13 protein-coding genes are annotated in these 17,346 nt (G+C 72.7%); 8 read left to right on the top strand and 5 right to left on the bottom strand.

Annotation, left to right across the window (positions count from 1 at the left end):
- Positions 1 to 105: 105 nt before the first annotated feature.
- A complete protein-coding gene (locus tag ADX84_RS07060; protein ID WP_049569308.1) occupies positions 106 to 711 on the bottom strand; it encodes a response regulator transcription factor in 606 nt (201 codons plus the stop codon).
- A 230-nt stretch (positions 712 to 941) separates the two neighbouring features.
- Here ADX84_RS07060 and ADX84_RS07055 point away from each other — a divergent pair, with 230 nt between their 5' ends.
- The 3 genes from ADX84_RS07055 (at position 942) to ADX84_RS07045 (ending at position 4,758) form a co-directional block, all read left to right on the top strand.
- Positions 942 to 2,675: a trypsin-like peptidase domain-containing protein gene (locus ADX84_RS07055; protein WP_049569306.1), complete on the top strand. Its 1,734-nt coding sequence runs from the start codon at positions 942 to 944 to the stop codon at positions 2,673 to 2,675.
- Positions 2,676 to 2,993: 318 nt separating this feature from the next.
- On the top strand, positions 2,994 to 4,253 hold the full coding sequence (locus ADX84_RS07050) for a glycosyltransferase (RefSeq protein ID WP_049569303.1): 1,260 nt from the start codon (positions 2,994 to 2,996) through the stop codon (positions 4,251 to 4,253).
- Between the two features lie 118 nt (positions 4,254 to 4,371).
- Entirely contained in the window at positions 4,372 to 4,758 is a 387-nt protein-coding gene (locus ADX84_RS07045; RefSeq protein ID WP_049569301.1) for a hypothetical protein, read from the top strand.
- Here ADX84_RS07045 and ADX84_RS07040 read toward each other — a convergent pair.
- The 3 genes from ADX84_RS07040 to ADX84_RS07030 all read right to left on the bottom strand — a co-directional run bounded on the left by ADX84_RS07040 (position 4,755) and on the right by ADX84_RS07030 (position 8,159).
- Positions 4,755 to 6,407 carry an ATP-binding protein gene (locus ADX84_RS07040; RefSeq protein WP_369801060.1) on the bottom strand — a complete coding sequence of 551 codons (1,653 nt, stop codon included), beginning with the start codon at positions 6,405 to 6,407 and terminating at the stop codon, positions 4,755 to 4,757. The genes ADX84_RS07045 and ADX84_RS07040 overlap by 4 nt on opposite strands.
- Positions 6,408 to 6,436: 29 nt before the next feature.
- Complete coding sequence (locus ADX84_RS07035) at positions 6,437 to 7,135, bottom strand: response regulator transcription factor (RefSeq protein ID WP_049569417.1); 699 nt, start codon at positions 7,133 to 7,135, stop codon at positions 6,437 to 6,439.
- 76 nt (positions 7,136 to 7,211) lie between these two features.
- The gene (locus ADX84_RS07030) at positions 7,212 to 8,159 is read right to left on the bottom strand and encodes a CoA ester lyase (RefSeq protein ID WP_049569299.1); all 948 of its coding nucleotides are present in this window, start codon (positions 8,157 to 8,159) and stop codon (positions 7,212 to 7,214) included.
- Between the two features lie 165 nt (positions 8,160 to 8,324).
- On the opposite strand from ADX84_RS07030, the gene ADX84_RS07025 reads away from it, so the two are divergent.
- Positions 8,325 to 10,661, top strand: a complete 2,337-nt coding sequence (locus ADX84_RS07025) for a molybdopterin-dependent oxidoreductase (protein ID WP_199776498.1) — start codon at positions 8,325 to 8,327, stop codon at positions 10,659 to 10,661.
- A 327-nt stretch (positions 10,662 to 10,988) separates the two neighbouring features.
- Here ADX84_RS07025 and ADX84_RS07020 read toward each other — a convergent pair whose 3' ends face one another.
- Positions 10,989 to 11,651: a GntR family transcriptional regulator gene (locus tag ADX84_RS07020; protein WP_049569293.1), complete on the bottom strand. Its 663-nt coding sequence runs from the start codon at positions 11,649 to 11,651 to the stop codon at positions 10,989 to 10,991.
- A 183-nt stretch (positions 11,652 to 11,834) separates the two neighbouring features.
- Between ADX84_RS07020 and ADX84_RS07015 the strand changes: the two genes are divergently transcribed.
- The 4 genes from ADX84_RS07015 to ADX84_RS07000 are packed head-to-tail and all read left to right on the top strand — an operon-like array spanning position 11,835 to position 17,342.
- Entirely contained in the window at positions 11,835 to 13,034 is a 1,200-nt protein-coding gene (locus ADX84_RS07015) for a CaiB/BaiF CoA-transferase family protein (RefSeq protein ID WP_049569291.1), read from the top strand.
- A gap of 53 nt (positions 13,035 to 13,087) precedes the next feature.
- Positions 13,088 to 14,743 (top strand): FumA C-terminus/TtdB family hydratase beta subunit, encoded by a 1,656-nt coding sequence (locus tag ADX84_RS07010; RefSeq protein WP_082206335.1) that lies wholly within the window; start codon positions 13,088 to 13,090, stop codon positions 14,741 to 14,743.
- Positions 14,744 to 14,768: 25 nt separating this feature from the next.
- Positions 14,769 to 16,406: a DASS family sodium-coupled anion symporter gene (locus tag ADX84_RS07005; RefSeq protein WP_234003861.1), complete on the top strand. Its 1,638-nt coding sequence runs from the start codon at positions 14,769 to 14,771 to the stop codon at positions 16,404 to 16,406.
- A gap of 33 nt (positions 16,407 to 16,439) precedes the next feature.
- The gene (locus ADX84_RS07000) at positions 16,440 to 17,342 is read left to right on the top strand and encodes a MaoC family dehydratase N-terminal domain-containing protein (RefSeq protein WP_053107262.1); all 903 of its coding nucleotides are present in this window, start codon (positions 16,440 to 16,442) and stop codon (positions 17,340 to 17,342) included.
- Positions 17,343 to 17,346 lie beyond the last annotated feature (4 nt).

The raw sequence follows: 17,346 nt of genomic DNA, 5'->3' as shown, positions 1-17,346 counted from the left end.
CCCGGCCGCCTTCCGGCCCGGCCCCGTCGGTTCCCGACGACCCTTCCGGTCGCGCCGGTCCCGAGCCGGACCGGGCACGCCGGATCGGCCGGAGTCCCGAGCCGGTCAGAGCCAGCCCATGTCCTGGGCGGTGCGGATGGCGGCCATGCGGTTGTCCGCGCCCGTCTTGCCGATGGCGTTGGACAGGTAGTTGCGGACGGTGCCCTCGGTGAGGTGCAGGGCCTTGGCGATGCGGGCGACGGTGGCGCCGTCGGCGGCGGCTCGGAGCACCTCCGACTCGCGGTCGGTGAGCGGGCTCTCCCCGCCGACCATCGCGGCGGCGGCCAGTTCGGTGTCGATGTAGCGCCCGCCCTCGTGGACCCTGCGGATGGCCCCGGCGAGCTGTTCGACGGGGGCGTCCTTGGCGAGGAAGCCCCGGGCCCCGGAGGTCAGGGCGCGGCGCAGGTAGCCGGGGCGGCCGAAGCTCGTGAGGATGACCACCCCGCAGTCGGGGGCGCGCTCCTTCAGTTCGGCGGCGGCCTCCAGCCCGGTGGCGCCCGGCATCTCGATGTCCAGGACGGCGACGGCGGCCCCGTGTTCGAGGACGGTGTCGACCACCTGGTCCCCGCGCCCCACCTCGGCGACGACCTCCAGGTCGTCCTCCAGTCCGAGGAGCGCGGCGATCGCTCCGCGCACGAGGTGTTCGTCGTCGGCGAGCACGAGCTTGATCACGGGTGGGGCCTTCCCTGTCGTACCGGGTTCTGGAGGCGGGGGCGCGGTATCGTTTCGGACATTGTGGTGCATAAGTCCCTGTGTTCGCAGGGCAACACACACCGGGGCGCACCGCCGACCAGGGCCGGAGCCAACTCGAAACCACGATGTATGGGGCTCTCACCCTGTTCTAACCCACGCCCCCCAAGATGAAGCAAGTCAGTACATCGTCCCGTCAGCCGGAGGATGAGTTGCACCCGAACGACCCGAGTGAAGGTCCGGAGACCGGTGCTGGAGCCGAGCGCGGCGACGCCGAGCACGGTCACACCGGGTCCGGTGCCACGGACCAGCCCGAGACCGGTGAGGCGCGTCCCTTCGAGGGCACCCTCCCCGACGACGCCGCGAACGAGCAGCCGGGCGAGCCCGGCCCGTCCGCGCCACGCTTCACCGCGCCCGAGGGATCCGAGCCCGGCTGGGCGACCGGCCCCAACGACACCGACCGGGCCTCCTACGTCTTCCCCGGCCCAGACGGCCACGCGGGCTCGGCTCCCGGTCCCGCGCCGGAGGGCCCGCGGCCCGGTGACGGCCCCGAGCGGCCCGGCGGCTTCGGCGGCCCGTTCGGCCCGCCCCAGGGTCCGCGGATCGCGGGCCACCAGCCTCCCGGGGCGCCGCCGCCCCAGGGGCCGCACACGGCGGCCTTCATGGCCGGGGGTCACGGCGGCCCGCAGGGGCCGGGTGGCTTCGGTGGAGCGCACCCCCAGGGGCCGCAGCCGCAAGGTGGTCCGCAGCCCCAAGGGCCGCACCAGACGGGTCCGTTCGGACCGTCCCACTACCCGCAGTTCGGTCAGGGACCCTTCCCCGGCCAGCCGCAGGAGGCCCGCAGGAAGCGCGGCACCGGCCGGATCGTGGGCGTGGCGGCGGCGACCGCACTCGTCACCAGCCTGATCGTCGGCCCGGCCGCCGCTCTGGGCACCGCCTACCTGATGCCCGGCGGGGGCAGCTCGCCGATCAGTTCGCTCACCGGCGAGCAGGGGACGACCGCGACCGAGGGCGCCGTCGGCGACGTTGCCGACGAGGTCCTGCCCAGCGTGGTCTCCATCCAGACCAGCGCGGGCGGCGGCAGCGGTGTCGTCATCTCCTCGGACGGCCAGATCCTGACCAACGCGCACGTGGTGGAGGCCGCCGGAGAGGGGCCCCTGCTCGTGCGGTTCAATGACGGCACCTCGGCGGAGGCGGAGCTGCTCGGGGCCGACCCGGTCTCCGACATCGCCGTGCTCCAGGCCCAGGACCGCACCGACCTCACCCCCGCGAAGCTCGGCGACTCCGACCAGGTCGGTGTCGGCGGCGACGTGGTGGCGATCGGTTCGCCGCTCGGGCTGTCCGGCACGGTGACCACGGGTGTGGTGAGCGCGCTCAACCGCCCGGTGAACACCGGTGCCACCGAGAGCGGCGGCAGCCAGACCGCGACGGTGATCAACGCGATCCAGACCGACGCCGCGATCAACCCCGGCAACTCCGGCGGCCCGCTGGTGAACATGGCCGGTGAGGTGATCGGGATCAACACCGCGATCGCCGGGCTCTCCCAGGAGAGCGGCTCGGTGGGACTGGGCTTCGCCATCCCCATCAACCAGGTCCGGCCGATCACCGAGCAGCTGGTCGAGACCGGCAGCGCGAGCTACCCGGCCATCCAGGCCACCATCGCGCCCAGCCCGGTCGGCGGCGCGCAGATCATGGAGCTGACCGAGGGCGGGGCCGCCGAGGAGGCGGGCCTGAAGGTCGAGGACGTGATCGTGTCCGTGGACGGGGAGGCCGTTTCCTCCCCGGACCAGCTGATCGCGCTCATCCGTGCCCTGCGGCCCGGTGACGAGGTCACCCTGGGTGTACTGCCCGGTGGCAGCGGCTCCGAGCAGGAGGTCACGGTGACGCTGGGCGAGCAGAGCGCGGCCGCGGCCGAGGAGGAGGCCTCGGAGATCGAGGAGGACTGACGGGGGCGTCTTCCTTTTCCTTCTCCGATCCCGGGACGGGGGCGGACTGGCCAGGGGGCCGGTCCGCCCCCGTCCGCTGTGCGGGGTGGGGGCTTTGCGAACCGGTGTCCGGGACGCGGCCGTTGTGCCTTGACACACGGTGCCTTGACACACGAGGCGACCACGGAGAGTATTCTTCCCTGCGCCTTCTGCTACCTCGCCGGCCGCCTCGGCGTCACCGGGAGGTCGGCGACGGTCCATACCGGTGGACCACACTCGTCGTACACCGCACCGGACCAGAGCACGGCCCAGCCGCTCGACGCCTCCAGGAGAACCGGTATGTCCACGTCCTTCGTACCGCAGTCCCCCACCGTTCCCCGGTCGCCGGACAAGGGTCGCGGGGGGCGCCGCGTCCGGGTCCTCATCGGCACCGACACCTACCCGCCCGACGTGAACGGCGCCGCCTACTTCACCGCCCGCCTGGCCCACGGGCTGGCCGAGCGCGGTGCCGAGGTGCACGTCCTGGGCCCCTCGCCCACCGGCCGCCCCTTCGTGGCCGAGCGCGACGGAGTGGTGGAACACCGCCTGCGGTCCATGCCGTCGCTGGCGCACGAGAGCGTGCGCCTGGCCCTGCCGCCAGGGGTCCGTGGGCACCTGAACCGGCTCCTGGACCGGCTGCGCCCGGACACCGTGCACATCCAGAACCACTTCGTGGTCGGCCGGATCCTCACCCACGCCGCGCGCGCCCATGGCATCCCGGTGGTGGCTACCAACCACTTCATGCCCGAGAACCTCTTCGACCCCATGCGCATACCCGAGCCGCTGCGCCCGTACGCAGCCCGCCTGGCCTGGTGGGACCTGGGCCGCGTGCTGTCGAAGGTCGAGCACGTGACCACACCGACCCCGGCCGCCGCGGGGCTCCTGACGGAGCAGGGGTTCGCGCGGCCGGTGGAGCCCGTCTCCTGCGGCATCGACCTCGCCCGGTTCCAGCCGCTGCCCGCGAGGGCCCCGGCGGCCGAACGGCGGCGCCTGCGTGAGCGGCTCGGCGTCCCCGACCGCACGACCATGCTGTTCGTGGGCCGTCTGGACGAGGAGAAGAACGCCGACGAGCTGGTCCGGGCCGTGGGGCTCCTGCCCGGCGTCCAGCTGGTGCTGGCCGGGCACGGCGCCCACCGGGAGAGGCTGGAGGAGCTGGCCCGCGCCGAGGGGGTGGCCGAACGGGTGGTGTTCCTCGGGTTCGTCGCCCACGGGGACCTGCCCGACGTGTACCGGTGCGCGGACGTGTTCACGATCGCGGGCACCGCGGAGCTGCAGAGCATCGCCACCCTGGAGGCCATGGCCAGCGGGCTGCCCGTGGTGGCCGCCGACGCCATGGCCCTGCCCCACCTGGTGGAGGAGGGCCGCAACGGCTACCTGTACCGGCCGGGCCACCCGATCGAGCTGGCCGCACGGCTGCGCCTGGTGCTGGACGAGGAGGCGACGCGGGAGCGGATGGGCGCGCACAGCAGGTCGATGGCGTCCCGGCACCGTCTGGAGGACTCCCTGGAGCGCTTCGAGCGGATCTACCGGGAGGCGATGGTCGGCGCGCGCCCCTGGTGAGAGTCCCGACCGGCCCGGGGTCGGCCCGGGGTCCCGCCCCGGAGCCGCACCGACCCGGAAGTGTCGGTGCCGCCTGGTTCGATGTCCACAGTCGGAACACGTGACCGGGAGGACGTCCATGGGTACCTGGGGCAGCGGAAACCTCGACAACGACACGGCCGCCGACCACCTGTCGGTCGTCGTCGACCGGCTCGTCGGGGAGGTCGCCGCGGCGATGGCCGGTGACCCGGTCGAGCTGGAGGCCGACGAGTACTGGGGCGACGCCCTCCCGTGCCACCTGGAGCTGTTGTACGTCCTGGCGCGTGAGGGCTACTCGGGCGGGCGGCTGCCCGCACCCGAGGTGGTGCTCGGTTGGCGCCGGGTCTACATGGCGGCCTGGGAGCGGAGCATCGACGGGCTCGAACCCTCCCCGGAGTTCAGGGAGGAGCGCCGGGCCGTGCTGCACCGCACCTTCGACCAGCTGGCCGTCGCGGCCGCCCCCGACGCCTTCCCCCTGACCGGCTAGGCGGGTGGTCCCGGGGGCTCTGGCGCAACCCCTGGCGGCGTGCCCGGCGCCGCGGCCGCAGGTCCCGGCGGCGCGGCCGCAGGTCCCGGCGGCGCGGCCGCAGGTCCCGGCGGCGCGGCCGCGGGTCCGGGCGCAGGTCCCGAACCTCCCGGGTCCGCGGGCGGTGGGCCGTCCTGCGGCGGCCGGTGGAGCGGCAGCTGGAGGCCGATCACCATGCCCCCGCCCTCCCGGTTGCGGGCGAAGACCTGGCCGCCGTGCGTGTGCGCGATCTCCTGGACCATGGCCAGCCCCAGTCCGGAGCCGGGCAGGCCGCGCGCGACGGTGGCCCGGAAGAAGCGCTCGAAGAGGTGACCGATCTCGGCCGGGTCCACGCCCGGACCGCGGTCCAGGACCTCCACCACGCCCTGGCGGACCCGGATGACGATCGGTTCGCTCCCCTCGGGGTCGAACTTGGCGGAATTCTCCACCGGGTTGGCCAGGGCCCGTTCCAGGGAGCCGGGCCGTCCCCACACCACACTGTCGTCCGCGTCCACCAGGATCTCCCTGCCCGTGCGGCGGTGGCTGCGCGCCGCCACCCGCCTGGCGACGTCGGCGAGCGCGACCGGGCTCGGGGACTCGTCCTCGTGGTTGCCGGTGGCCAGCCCGACCAGTTCGTTGACCAGCCCGGTCAGCTCGCGGGTCTCCCCCTGGAGGTCGTCGATGAGCCGTTGGCGCCCCTCCGGGCTGAGCCGGTCCACCCGGCCCAGGACCTGCACGTTGGTGTGCAGGCTGGTGAGCGGGGTCCGCAGCTCGTGCGCGGCGTCCTGCACCAGACGGCGCTGTTCGTCCTTGGAGCGTGCCAGGCGGGCCAGCATGGCGTTGAACGCGGTGCTCAGCCGTCCCACCTCGTCGTTGCCCGGCTCCTCCGGGGCGCCGGTCCCTCCAGTCGGGTCGCCCTGCTCGCCGTGGGTGTTCCGGTTCGGGGTGACCGGGTCCAGGCGTCCGGTGGAGCTGACGTACTCGGCCGCGTTGGTGAGCCGGACCAGGCGGCCGGTGATGCGGTGGCCCGCCAGCCAGCCCACCGAGGCCGCGCACAGGGCGACCAGCAGGCCCACCCACAGGATCTGGGTGGCCAGCCGCCCGATCATCTGCTCCACGGGCGAGAGCCGTTGCAGGAGCTGGATCGCGCCGCGCCCCTCCCCCAGGGACACGGTGCCCACCCGGTACTCCTGGCCCTGGATCTGGGTCTCCCTGGTGTCCACGACCCCGGCGCCCGCGGCCCGGGCCACCTCCAGGTCCGCCGAGGTGGGGTGGAAGGAGGAGAGTTCGTGCCGGTTGGCGATCAGCCGCGCCCAGGTGCCGTCCGGGGTGAGGATCTGCGCGTCCAGGCTGCCGGGCGCCAGGAACGTGAAGGTGCTGCCGTCCGGGGCGTCCTGGTTGTTCTGCGCGGAGACCACGAGCTGCCGGGACAGGTTCTGCACGGCCTCGTCGAACTCGCTCTCGGCGTCGGCCCGGATGAGCGCGGCGGCGGTGCTGTAGGCCAGGGTGCCGACGAGGGCGATGGTGAACGCCGCGACCAGGGCGAACAGCACGGCGAACCGGGTGCCGAGGCGCCACTCCCTGGGATGCAGGACCATGCTGGCGCGCGAGGGCCCGGCGGGAGCGGGCATCGGTGCGGGAGCGGGAGCGGACACGGGCCTCACCCCTGGGGACGGAGCGTGTACCCGACACCCCGGACCGTCTGGATCAGCGGCGGGCCACCGTCCTCCAGCTTGCGGCGCAGGTAGCTGATGTAGACCGCGAGGTTCTTGGACTCCGGACCGAAGTCGTAGCCCCAGATGCGGTCGTAGATGGTGGCGTGGTCGAGCACGATCCCGGAGTTGCGCATGAGCAGTTCGAGCAGGTCGAACTCGGTCTTGGACAGCTCGATCTCGCGTTCGCCCCGCCAGACCCGGCGGGCCCTGGCGTCCAGCCGCAGCTCGCCCACCCGCAGAGGAGCGTCGCCGTCGGCCTCCTCGGGCACGGGTGCGGCGCGGCGCAGCAGGGCGCGCAGTCGCGCCAGGAGTTCGTCGAGCTCGAAGGGTTTGGCGAGGTAGTCGTCGGCCCCGGCGTCCAGCCCCGCCACCCGCTCCGGGGTCTCCACCCTGGCGGTGAGCATGAGAATGGGGGTCCTGTCCTGTTCGGCGCGCAGCACGCGGGCCACTCCGAGCCCGTCGACCCCTGGCATCATCACGTCCAGGACGAGCAGGTCCACGGGGTCGGCGTGGACGGCGGCCAGCGCCTGGACGCCGTCCGCCGCCGTTCGCACCGTGTACCCCTCCAGTTGGAGGGCGCGTTCCAGGGACTCCCTGATGGCCCGGTCATCGTCGGCGATCAGGACGGTGGCGGTGCTTTCCATGGGGGACATGCTCTCCCACCTTGGTGAGAGGTCGGTAAGAGGCGGGCCGGAGGGGTGCGAGACCGGTGGTCGCGGGTCAGGCGCCGGGTTCGAACGTGCGGGTGCGGGTGAGCCCGGCGGCGCGGCCCTTGCCCGCCACGACCACAGCCATCTTGCGGGAAGCCTCGTCGAGCATCTCCTCGCCGAGCATGACGGCGCCGCGCCGGTCGACGGTGGTGGCGTGCCGGTAGGCGTCCAGGATCAGCTCGGCGTGGTCGTAGTCCTCCTGGGTCGGCGCGTAGGCCTCGTTGGCCGCCTCCACCTGGAGCGGGTGCAGGACCCACTTGCCGTCGAACCCGAGCGCGGCGGTGCGCCCGGCCGCCCTGCGGAAGGCGTCGACGTCGCGGATCTGGAGGTAGGGGCCGTCGATGGCCTGGAGTCCGTGGGCGCGCGCGGCCACGAGGATGCGCATGAGGACGTGGTGGTAGGCGTCACCGGTGTCGTAGCCGGGCGGCTGCTCCCCCACGACCAGGCTCTTCATGTTGACCGATGCCATGAAGTCGGCGGGTCCGTAGACCAGGGTCTCCAGGCGGGGTGAGGCGGCGGCGATCCGGTCCACCTCGACCAGTCCCTTGGCGTCCTCGATCTGCGCCTCGATCCCGATCCGGCCGACCGGCAGGTCCGAGGCGCGTTCGATCTGGGTGAGGAGGGTGTCCAGCCAGTGGACGTCCCGGGCCTCGGTGACCTTGGGCAGGACGAGGGTGTCCAGGTGCGCCCCGGCCCCCTCAACGACGGCGATGACGTCGCGGTAGGCCCACTCGGTGGCGACGTCGTTGACGCGCACCGACCGGACCCGGCCCTCCCAGCCGCCGTCGTTGAGCGCCCGGACCACGGTGGCGCGGGCCGCCTCCTTCTCCGTCGGCGCGACGGCGTCCTCCAGGTCCAGGAAGAAGGCGTCGGTTTCCAGTCCCCGGGCCTTCTCCACGAACCGTGGGTTGGACCCCGGGACCGCGAGTACCGACCGCCGTGACCTGAGCTCGCCCATCTTCGCCTGCTCCCTTGCCGCGTGTGTCCTGGTGTTGGCTGCGCGGATCATCATCGCACCGCGTCCCGTCGCCGCACGAGGCGCGCCCCCCGCGCTGCGTAGAGTGTGACCTGGGACAGGGGTCGAACCCCCGTCCGGGTCACGCAGGGGAACACGGGAGTGCACATGTCCGCGACGCTTCGCCCGACCAGCGCCCACTGGGGCAGCTACCAGGTCGAGGTCCACGACGACCGGGTGGTCGGCGTGCGCGCCAACCCAGAGGACACGGAGGCGTCACCGGTCATCGGCAACACCCCCGTGGCGCAGCACCACCGCACCCGGGTGGCCCGCCCGGCGGTGCGCCGCCGCTGGCTGGAGCACGGCCCCGGCCCCGACCCGCTCCGGGGGGACCCCGAGGACTCCTACGTGGAGGTGGAGTGGTCCACCGTTCTGGACCTGCTCGCCGGGGAGCTGGACCGGGTGCGAACGGAGCACGGCAACGAGGCGGTCTTCGGGGGTTCCTACGGCTGGGGCAGCGCGGGTCGCGTCCACCACGCGCAGAGCCAGCTGCACCGGTTCCTGAACACCATCGGCGGCTACACGCGGTCGGTGAACACCTACAGCCACGCCGCCCTCGAGGTGCTGTTCCCGCACCTGATCGGCACGCGGGCGGCCAACCGCCTGTTCCGGCGGGTGCCGTCCTGGAAGCGCATCCGCGAGCACACGGAGCTCCTGGTGAGCTTCGGCGGGCTGCGGGTGAGCAACACATGGACCACCTCGGGCGGGCGGGACTCGCAGACCGCCGCCCAGGCGATGCGCGCGGCCTCGGACGCCGGGGTCGAGTTCGTCTCGGTGTCGCCGTTGCGCGACGACACCGACGCCGGGGTGAAGTCGGCGTGGATCTCGCTCCGGCCGGGGACCGACACCGCCGTGATGCTGGCCCTCATGCACGTGCTGTTCTCCGAGGGGCTGGCCGACACCGCCTTCCTCGACCGCTACACGGAGGGCGCGGACCGCGTGCGCGCCTACGTCATGGGTGAGCGGGACGAGCGCGGGAATCCGGGAGGGGTGGAGCGCTCCCCCGAGTGGGCCGAGCGGGTGAGCGGGGTGCCCGCCGCCGACCTGCGCGCCCTGGCCCGGCGGATGGCCGAGAAGCGCACCCTGGTGAACGTGGGCTGGTCGCTCCAGCGGGCGAGGTACGGCGAGCAGCCGCTGTGGGCGGGGTTCGCGCTGGCCTGTGTCCTGGGCCAGGTGGGGCTGCCCGGGGCGGGGTTCGCGTCGGGGTACGGCTCCATGGGCAACTACGGGGGCGGGGCCACCCCGCTGGGGCTGCCGCGCATGCCGCAGGGGAACAACGCCGTGACCGCCTCCATCCCGGTCGCGCAGGTCTCCGACATGCTGCTGCGTCCCGGGCAGGCCTACGACTTCAACGGCGAGCGCCGCGTCTTCCCGGACATCCGGCTCGTGTACTGGGCGGGTGGCAACCCCTTCCACCACCACCAGGACCTGGCCCGGCTGACCAGGGCTTTCGGCCGTCCCGACACCGTGGTGGTGCACGAGACGCACTGGACGGCCACCGCCCGGCACGCCGACATCGTGATCCCGTCGACCACCGTGCTGGAGCGGGACGACATGGCCGCCAGCCACGGCGACCTGGCTCTGCGAGCGATGCCGCGCGTGGTCGCGCCGCACGGGCAGGCGCGCGACGAGTACGACACCTACGCCGACCTGGCCGAACGTCTGGGTGTGCGGGAGGAGTTCACCGAGGGGCGGACCAGCGGCGAGTGGGCGCGGGTGGCCTACGAGCGGTGGCGGTCGCTGCTGGCGCGCCGTGACCTGGAGATCCCCGGCTTCGACGAGTTCTGGGAGCGGGGGCGGATCGAGATGCCCGGCCGGGTCGAGGACGAGACCCACCTGGGCGAGTTCCGCGAGGACCCCGAGGCCAACGCGCTGCGGACGCCGAGCGGGCGGATCGAGCTGTACTCGGAAACCATCGCGTCCTTCGGCTACGAGGACTGCCCCGGGCACCCGGTCTGGCTGCCCGGTCCGGTGGTGACCGGCGCCGACGACGCGGACCTGCCGCTGGTGCTCGTTGCCAACCAACCCGGCACCCGGCTGCACAGTCAGCAGGACATGGGTGCCTACAGCGCCTCCCGGAAGGTCGACGGCCGCGACCCGATGCGGATGCACCCCGACGACGCCGAGCGGGCCGGGGTCCGCGACGGCGAGGTGGTGCGTGTGTCGGGTGCGCGGGGTTCGTGCCTGGCCGGTCTGGTGGTGAGTGACGCCCTGCGCCCCGGGGTGGTCCAGCTCTCGACCGGTGCCTGGTACGACCCCTCGGGCACCGACGTCACCTGCGTGCACGGCAACCCGAACGCCCTCACCGAGGACGTGGGCACCTCGTCGCTGTCCCAGGGGTGCACCGGTCAGCTGGTGCGGGTCCGGGTGGAGCCGTACGAGGGCGCTCCGCCCCGCGTCCGCGCCTTCGACCCCCCGCTGGGCGTGGAGCCGTTCGAGGGCTGACCGGGGCACGGCGAAGTACCGACCAGGGGTGGGACCCGACCCCGGGCTCCCTGGGGCGATCTGCCCCCGGGCCGCCCCGGTTCGGCCCCACTGGCAGTTGTCTCAGTCGGACCACGCACTGGAACGGAATCCGAGCCCGGGTTCCTTAGGGCGTTGGGCCTCCGACCAGAGGGCCCAGAACACGGTCCCTGTCGTGTAGGCCCACCGGGCTGCCTCGCACCACTCCCAAGGACCGAATCCTGGCCCCGGGTCCGCCTGGCATGTTCAACCCCGGGCCGGAGGGCTCAGAAACACCATCCCGGCCCATCGATCGCACCGGCGACCACCTCAGTCGCCAGCGGTCTCCGCAGTGAGCTGGCGCATCGTGTGCTCGGCCGCCTCGTCGATGTGCGCGCGCATGAGTTCGGCGGCCAGCTCGCCGTCCCGGTCCCGGAGCGCGGCCATGATCGCGTGGTGCTGCTCGGACGACGCGTGGGCACGCCCCACGAGGCTGATCGCCTGGTAGGGGACCCCGTTCCACAGCCGGTCGATGAAGTCCATGAGGTAGTCGGAGCGGGCCGCGCCGTAGACCGTTCGGTGGAAACGGACGTTCAGCCCGGTGATGTCCTCGTTGCGCCCGTCCGCGACGGCCCGGTCGAGGACCTTCAGGGCCTCCGCCATCTCCTCCAGCTGCGCGTCCGTGGCCTGCTCCGCGGCCAGCCGGGCCGCCATGGGTTCGAGGACGAGGCGGAGCCGGTACACGTCCTCCGCCCGCTCGGGGGTGCACTGGGCGACGACGGCCCCGAGGTTGGCCTTCTGCTCGATGAGGCCGTGGGCCGCGAGCATCCGGAGGGCGTCCCGCACGGGGGTCAGGCTCATCCCGAGCCTGCGCGCGAGGTCCTGGAGACGTAGCCGCTCCCCCGGAGGCAGTTCTCCCGAGCGGATGGCGTCACGCAGTGCGCGGTAGGCCACCTCGGACTTGGTCGGGGCTTCCGCGCGCTCGATCGACATGGGGGTCAGACTATCGCACCTTGGCATTTTGTCATTTATAAATTATTGTCTCTCCCGTCGCCGTTCGTGCCGCGCGTCACATCCACCAGTGACGCGCGGCGCACGCGGCCACCGTGAGCGGTGGTCCGATCCGCCCGGCCCCCAACCGCGTCTCCCCGCCAGGAGGCGCCGAAGGAGTTACCCATGCCCTCTCTGGACGGTGTCACCGTCGTCTCCATCGAGCAGGCGGTCGCGGCCCCCTTCGCCACCCGTCAGCTCGCCGACCTCGGCGCCCGGGTGATCAAGGTGGAGCGCCCCGGCTCGGGCGACTTCGCACGCGGCTACGACACCACCGTCCAGGGGATGTCGAGCCACTTCGTCTGGATCAACCGGGGCAAGGAGAGCCTCGCCCTGGACATCAAGGACCCCGGCGACGCGGAACTGCTCGGCAGGCTCATCGACCGCGCCGACGTGTTCGTGCAGAACCTGGCGCCCGGCGCCGCCGAGCGGGCCGGGTTCGGCGCCGACGCGCTCCGGGCGCGCAACCCGCGGCTGATCACCTGCCAGATCTCCGGTTACGGCACCGAGGGCCCCTACCGCGACAAGAAGGCCTACGACCTGCTCATCCAGTGCGAGGCCGGGCTCCTGTCCATCACCGGCTCCGAGGAGGAACCCGCCAAGGCCGGGGTGTCGATCGCCGACATCTCCGCCGGAATGTACGCCTACTCCGGGATCCTGGCGGCCCTGTACGAACGCGAGGCCACCGGTTCGGGCACCCACGTGGACGTCGCCATGCTGGACGCCCTCGGCGAGTGGATGGGCTACCCGTACTACTACGCGAACTACGGGGGGACGGCCCCCCGGCGCACCGGGGCCCGCCACGCCTCCATCTCCCCCTACGGCCCCTTCCGTACCGGGGACGGCGCCGAGGTGTTCCTCGCGGTGCAGAACGACCGCGAGTGGCAGGCCCTGTGCACGCGTGTTCTGGGCCGCCCCGAACTCGCCTCCGCCCCCGAGCTGGCGACCAACAGCGACCGTGTGCGCAACCAGGAGCGGGTCGCGGAGGCCGTGGAGGCGTCCTTCGCCGACCTCACCGCGGACGGTGCGACCAACCGGCTGGACGCGGCGGGGATCGCCAACGCGCGCCTGCGCACCATGGCCGAGTTCGCCGACCACCCCCAGCTCGCGGCCCGCGACCGTTGGCGCGAGGTCGACACACCGCGAGGGCCCGTCCGGGCGCTGCTCCCACCGGTGACTCCGGGGGGCGTCGAGCCCGTGATGGGACCGGTCCCGGCGCTGGGGGAACACACTGAGGCCATCCGCGCCGAGCTCGCCGAACTCGCCGAGTCCCCGACCGGCGGCTCCTCTTCGGCCGGTCCCGCCGGATCTGGGAGGACCTCGTGACGAACCCCCTGCCCGAGGAGGGCGTCTCGCAGACCCCCCTGCCCGAGACACCCGTGTCGGAGATCCCCTACACCGCACCGCTCCCCCTGGGTCCGGACACCACCGAGTACCGCCTCGTCGGCACCGAGGGCCTCCGGTCGCGCACCGTCGCCGGTCGCCCCTTCCTGGAGGTCGGGCCCCGGGTGCTGCGGACCCTGACCCGGCAGGCCATGGAGGACATGGCCCATCTGCTGCGCCCGTCCCACCTCGCGCAGCTGCGCTCGATCGTCGACGACCCCGAGGCCAGCGGCAACGACCGCTTCGTCGCCTCCGACCTGCTGCGCAACGCGGCGGTCGCCGCCGGGGGCGTGCTTCCGATGTGCCAGGACACCGGCACGGCCGTGGTCATCGGGCAGCGGAGCAATGCGGTGCTGACTGACGGGGACGACCACCGGCAGATCTCGGCCGGGGTGTACGACGCCTACTCCCGCCTCAACCTGCGCTACTCCCAGATGGCACCGCTGACCATGTGGGACGAGGTCAACACGGGCACCAACCTGCCCGCGCAGATCGACGTCAAGCTCCTGCCGGGCAACGAGCCCCGGTACGAGCTGCTGTTCATGGCCAAGGGCGGCGGGAGCGCCAACAAGACCTTCCTGTACCAGGAGAGCAAGGCCGTGCTCGAGGAGGAGCGCATGCTCGCCTTCCTGGAGGAGCGGCTCCGTTCCCTGAGCACCGCGGCCTGCCCGCCCTACCACCTGGCGATCGTCGTGGGCGGTTCGAGCGCCGACCAGGCGCTCACCGTCGCCAAGCTCGCCTCCACGCGACAGCTCGACGCGCTGCCCGACCGGGGATCGCCCCTGGGCCACGGCTTCCGCGACCACGCCTTCGAGCGGCGCGTGCACGAGCTGACCCGCCGGATCGGCTACGGAGCCCAGTTCGGCGGCAAGTACTTCTGCCACGACGTCCGCGTCGTGCGGCTGCCGCGCCACGGCGGCTCGCTTCCGATCGCGATGGCGGTGTCCTGCTCCGCCGACCGCCAGGCCAAGGCGGTGATCACTCCGGAGGGCGCCTTCCTGGAACGGCTGGAGACCGACCCGGCCCGGTTCCAGCCGCCGGTCTCCGACGAACGGCTCTCCCAGGACGCGGTGCGCGTGGACCTGGACCAGCCCATGGACCGGATCCGCTCACAGCTCTCCGGTGTCCCCGTCGGCACGCGGGTGAGTCTCGACGGCACCATCGTGGTGGCCCGCGACATCGCGCACGCCCGGGTCCGGGCCGCCCTGGAGCGCGGCGAGCCGATGCCCGCGTACCTGCGGGACCACCCCGTCTACTACGCCGGTCCGGCCAAGACCCCGGACGGTCGCCCGTCCGGTTCCTTCGGCCCGACCACGGCGGGACGCATGGACGGCTACGTCGAGGAGTTCCAGCGGGCCGGGGGTTCGCTGGTCATGTTGGCCAAGGGGAACCGCTCGCGGCAGGTCGTCGACGCGTGCCGTAGGCACGGCGGCTTCTACCTGGGGTCCGTCGGCGGACCCGCCGCACGGCTGGCCGAGGAGTGCATCCGCGAGGTCGAGGTCCTGGACCACTCCGACCTCGGCATGGAGGCGGTCTGGCGGATCCGTGTCGAGGACTTCCCGGCCTTCCTGGTGATCAACGACAAGGGTGACGACTTCTTCGCGCCCATCTCCTCCCCGACCCTGAACATCACCCCCCGCCCCGGGGTCTGACCCCTTCCGGACAGAGGAACCCCCCATGGCAAGACAGAACGGTCGCGGCGGCGGTCGAGGAACGGCCTCGCCGGTGCCCGCAGACGCGGCGCCGCAGACCTCGGACGAGCGCCCCGAGGCCTCCCCCGGCGCTCCGCCCGACGACGCCACCCTCGAATCAGGAACCGGCACGACCGGGACCGGAACCGCCGAGACCGAGCGCATGCCGTTGCGGCGCGCGATCGGGCTCGGGCTGGGCCCCGTGCTGGGGCTGGCCGTGTTCGCCCTCCTGGCCACCGGCCAGAACGAGCTGACGACCTCCGCGTGCGTGGTCGCGGCCGTGACCGTCCTGATGGCCGTCTGGTGGATGACCGAGGCGGTGCCGTTCGCGGTGACCGCGCTACTGCCGATCGCCCTCTACCCCGTGTTCGGGGTCGCGGACGTCACCACGGTCGCCGCGCCCTACGCCTCCGACATCGTGTTCCTGTTCCTGGGCGGTTTCGTCCTGGCCCTGGCCATGCAGAGGTGGGGGCTCCACCGCCGGGTCGCCCTGCGCATCGTCCTGGCAGTGGGCACCAGGCCCACCCGTCTGATCGGCGGGTTCATGCTCGCCACCGCGCTGATCAGCATGTGGGTGAGCTCGACGGCCACGGCGATGATGATGCTGCCCATGGGGTTGTCGATCCTGGCGCTGCTCAGGAGGGACGGCGTCGAGGTCGACCGGAACTTCTCGGTCTGCCTCATGCTGGGCATCGCCTACGGCGCCACGATGAGCACGACGGCGACGATCGTCGCCACTCCGGGCAACGCGTTCGTGGTCGCCTACATGTCCCAGACCCACGGCATCGAGATCACCTTCGCCCAGTGGATGCTCGTGGGAACGCCGCTGTCCATGCTGTTCCTGGTGATCGCCTGGTTCCTGCTGACCCGGTTCGTCTTCCCCCCGCGCATCACGGAGATTCCCGGCGGCGAGGACCTCGTCCGCAGCCAGCTGCGCGATCTGGGCCGCATGGGCCGCGGCGAGCGCATCATCGCGACCCTGTTCACCGCGACCGCGCTGTCGTGGGTCTTCGTCCCCTTCCTCGCGAGCTGGGCACCGCTGGCCGAGCTCGCACCGTGGCTGGGGCGCGTCTCGGAGGCGGGCATCGCCGTCGTCGCCGCGATCGCCTGCTTCGTCCTGCCCGTCCACGCCCGCCGGGGCCAGATGCTGATGCGCTGGGAGGACGCCGCCGATGTGCCCTGGGGAATCCTGCTGATGTTCGGCGGCGGCCTCAGCATGTCCGCGATGATCACCCACACCGGGCTGAGCGACTGGCTGGGCGGACACGTCGCGTTCCTCTCGGGCGTCCCGGTGGTGGTCACGGTCGTGGTGGTCGCCGTACTGATCCTGGTCCTGACCGAGCTGACCAGCACCACCGCCACGATCGCCACGTACGTCCCGGTGATGGCCGGCATCTCGGCCGGCCTGGGACACGACCCGCTGCTGCTGGTGATGACGACCGTCTTCGCCGCCGGGTTCGCCTTCATGCTGCCGATCGCGACCCCGCCCAACGCCATCGCGATCGCCTCGGGCCACGTGACCATCGGTCAGATGATGCGTGGAGGGGTCTGGCTCAACCTCGTGGCCATGGCCCTGGTCCCACTGGCGATCTTCACCCTGGCCTCCTGGGTCCTGGGCCTCTGACCGACCACAAGAGAGAAAGACGGAGGAACACGCATGTCCCTTCTCAGCAAGGCCGTCGAGGGCTGGGACCCCGCGCCGGTGAGCGTCACCGGGGTCGTCGACCCGTGGCCCGGTGAGGCGTTCGCCCGGGCGCTGGACCTGCCGACGCGGTTGGCGCCCGGGGACCCACTGCCCCCGATGTGGCACTGGTTCCACCTGCTCGACCACCCGTCCCGGTCTGACCTGGGCGAGGACGGGCACCCCGCCGAGGGGGCCTTCCTCCCACCCGTCCCGGACCGCCGCCGCATGTTCGCGGGCGCACGCGTACGTTGGCACGCACCCATTCGGATCGGGGACGAGGTCACCCGCGACTCCTCGCTCGAACGGGTCGAGGTCAAGCGGGGACGCAGCGGCGAGATGGTGTTCGTGACCGTGCGCTCCCGGTTCCGCCGTGGGGACGAGGTGCTGCTCGTCGAGGACCAGGACGTCGTCTACCGCTCCCAGCCCTCCGGGGACCGGCGCCCGACGCGGGGCGGCTCGCCCGAGCGACCCGCGACGCTGCCCGAGGAGGCACTCGCCGGAACGGACGCGGGGCCCCCGCCGGGCACCACACGGGTCGTGCTCGACACCGACCCCACCCTCCTGTTCCGGGTGAGCGCCCTGACCTACAACACCCACCGCATCCACTACGACCTCCCCTACTGCACGGACGTGGAGGGCTACCCCGGGCTGGTCGTGCACGGCCCCCTCCTGGCCCTGCTCCTGATGGAGATCCCCCGCACGGCCTACCCGGACCGCATGGTGGAGTCGTTCGCGTTCCGCCTGCACACGCCGGTGTTCTCGGGCCAGCGGGTGATCGCCGACGGGCACGCCGTCGACGGCGACGAGCTCGTGCTGTCCGCCTCGGCCGAGGGCGGTCCCACATCGATCAGCGCGTCCGCCGTCCTCGCGCCCTGAACCC

It is taken from the genome of Nocardiopsis sp. SBT366, assembly GCF_001083815.1.
In the GTDB taxonomy this organism is placed as follows: Bacteria; Actinomycetota; Actinomycetes; order Streptosporangiales; family Streptosporangiaceae; genus Nocardiopsis; species Nocardiopsis prasina.
This window is presented reverse-complemented; position numbering and strand designations above follow the sequence as displayed.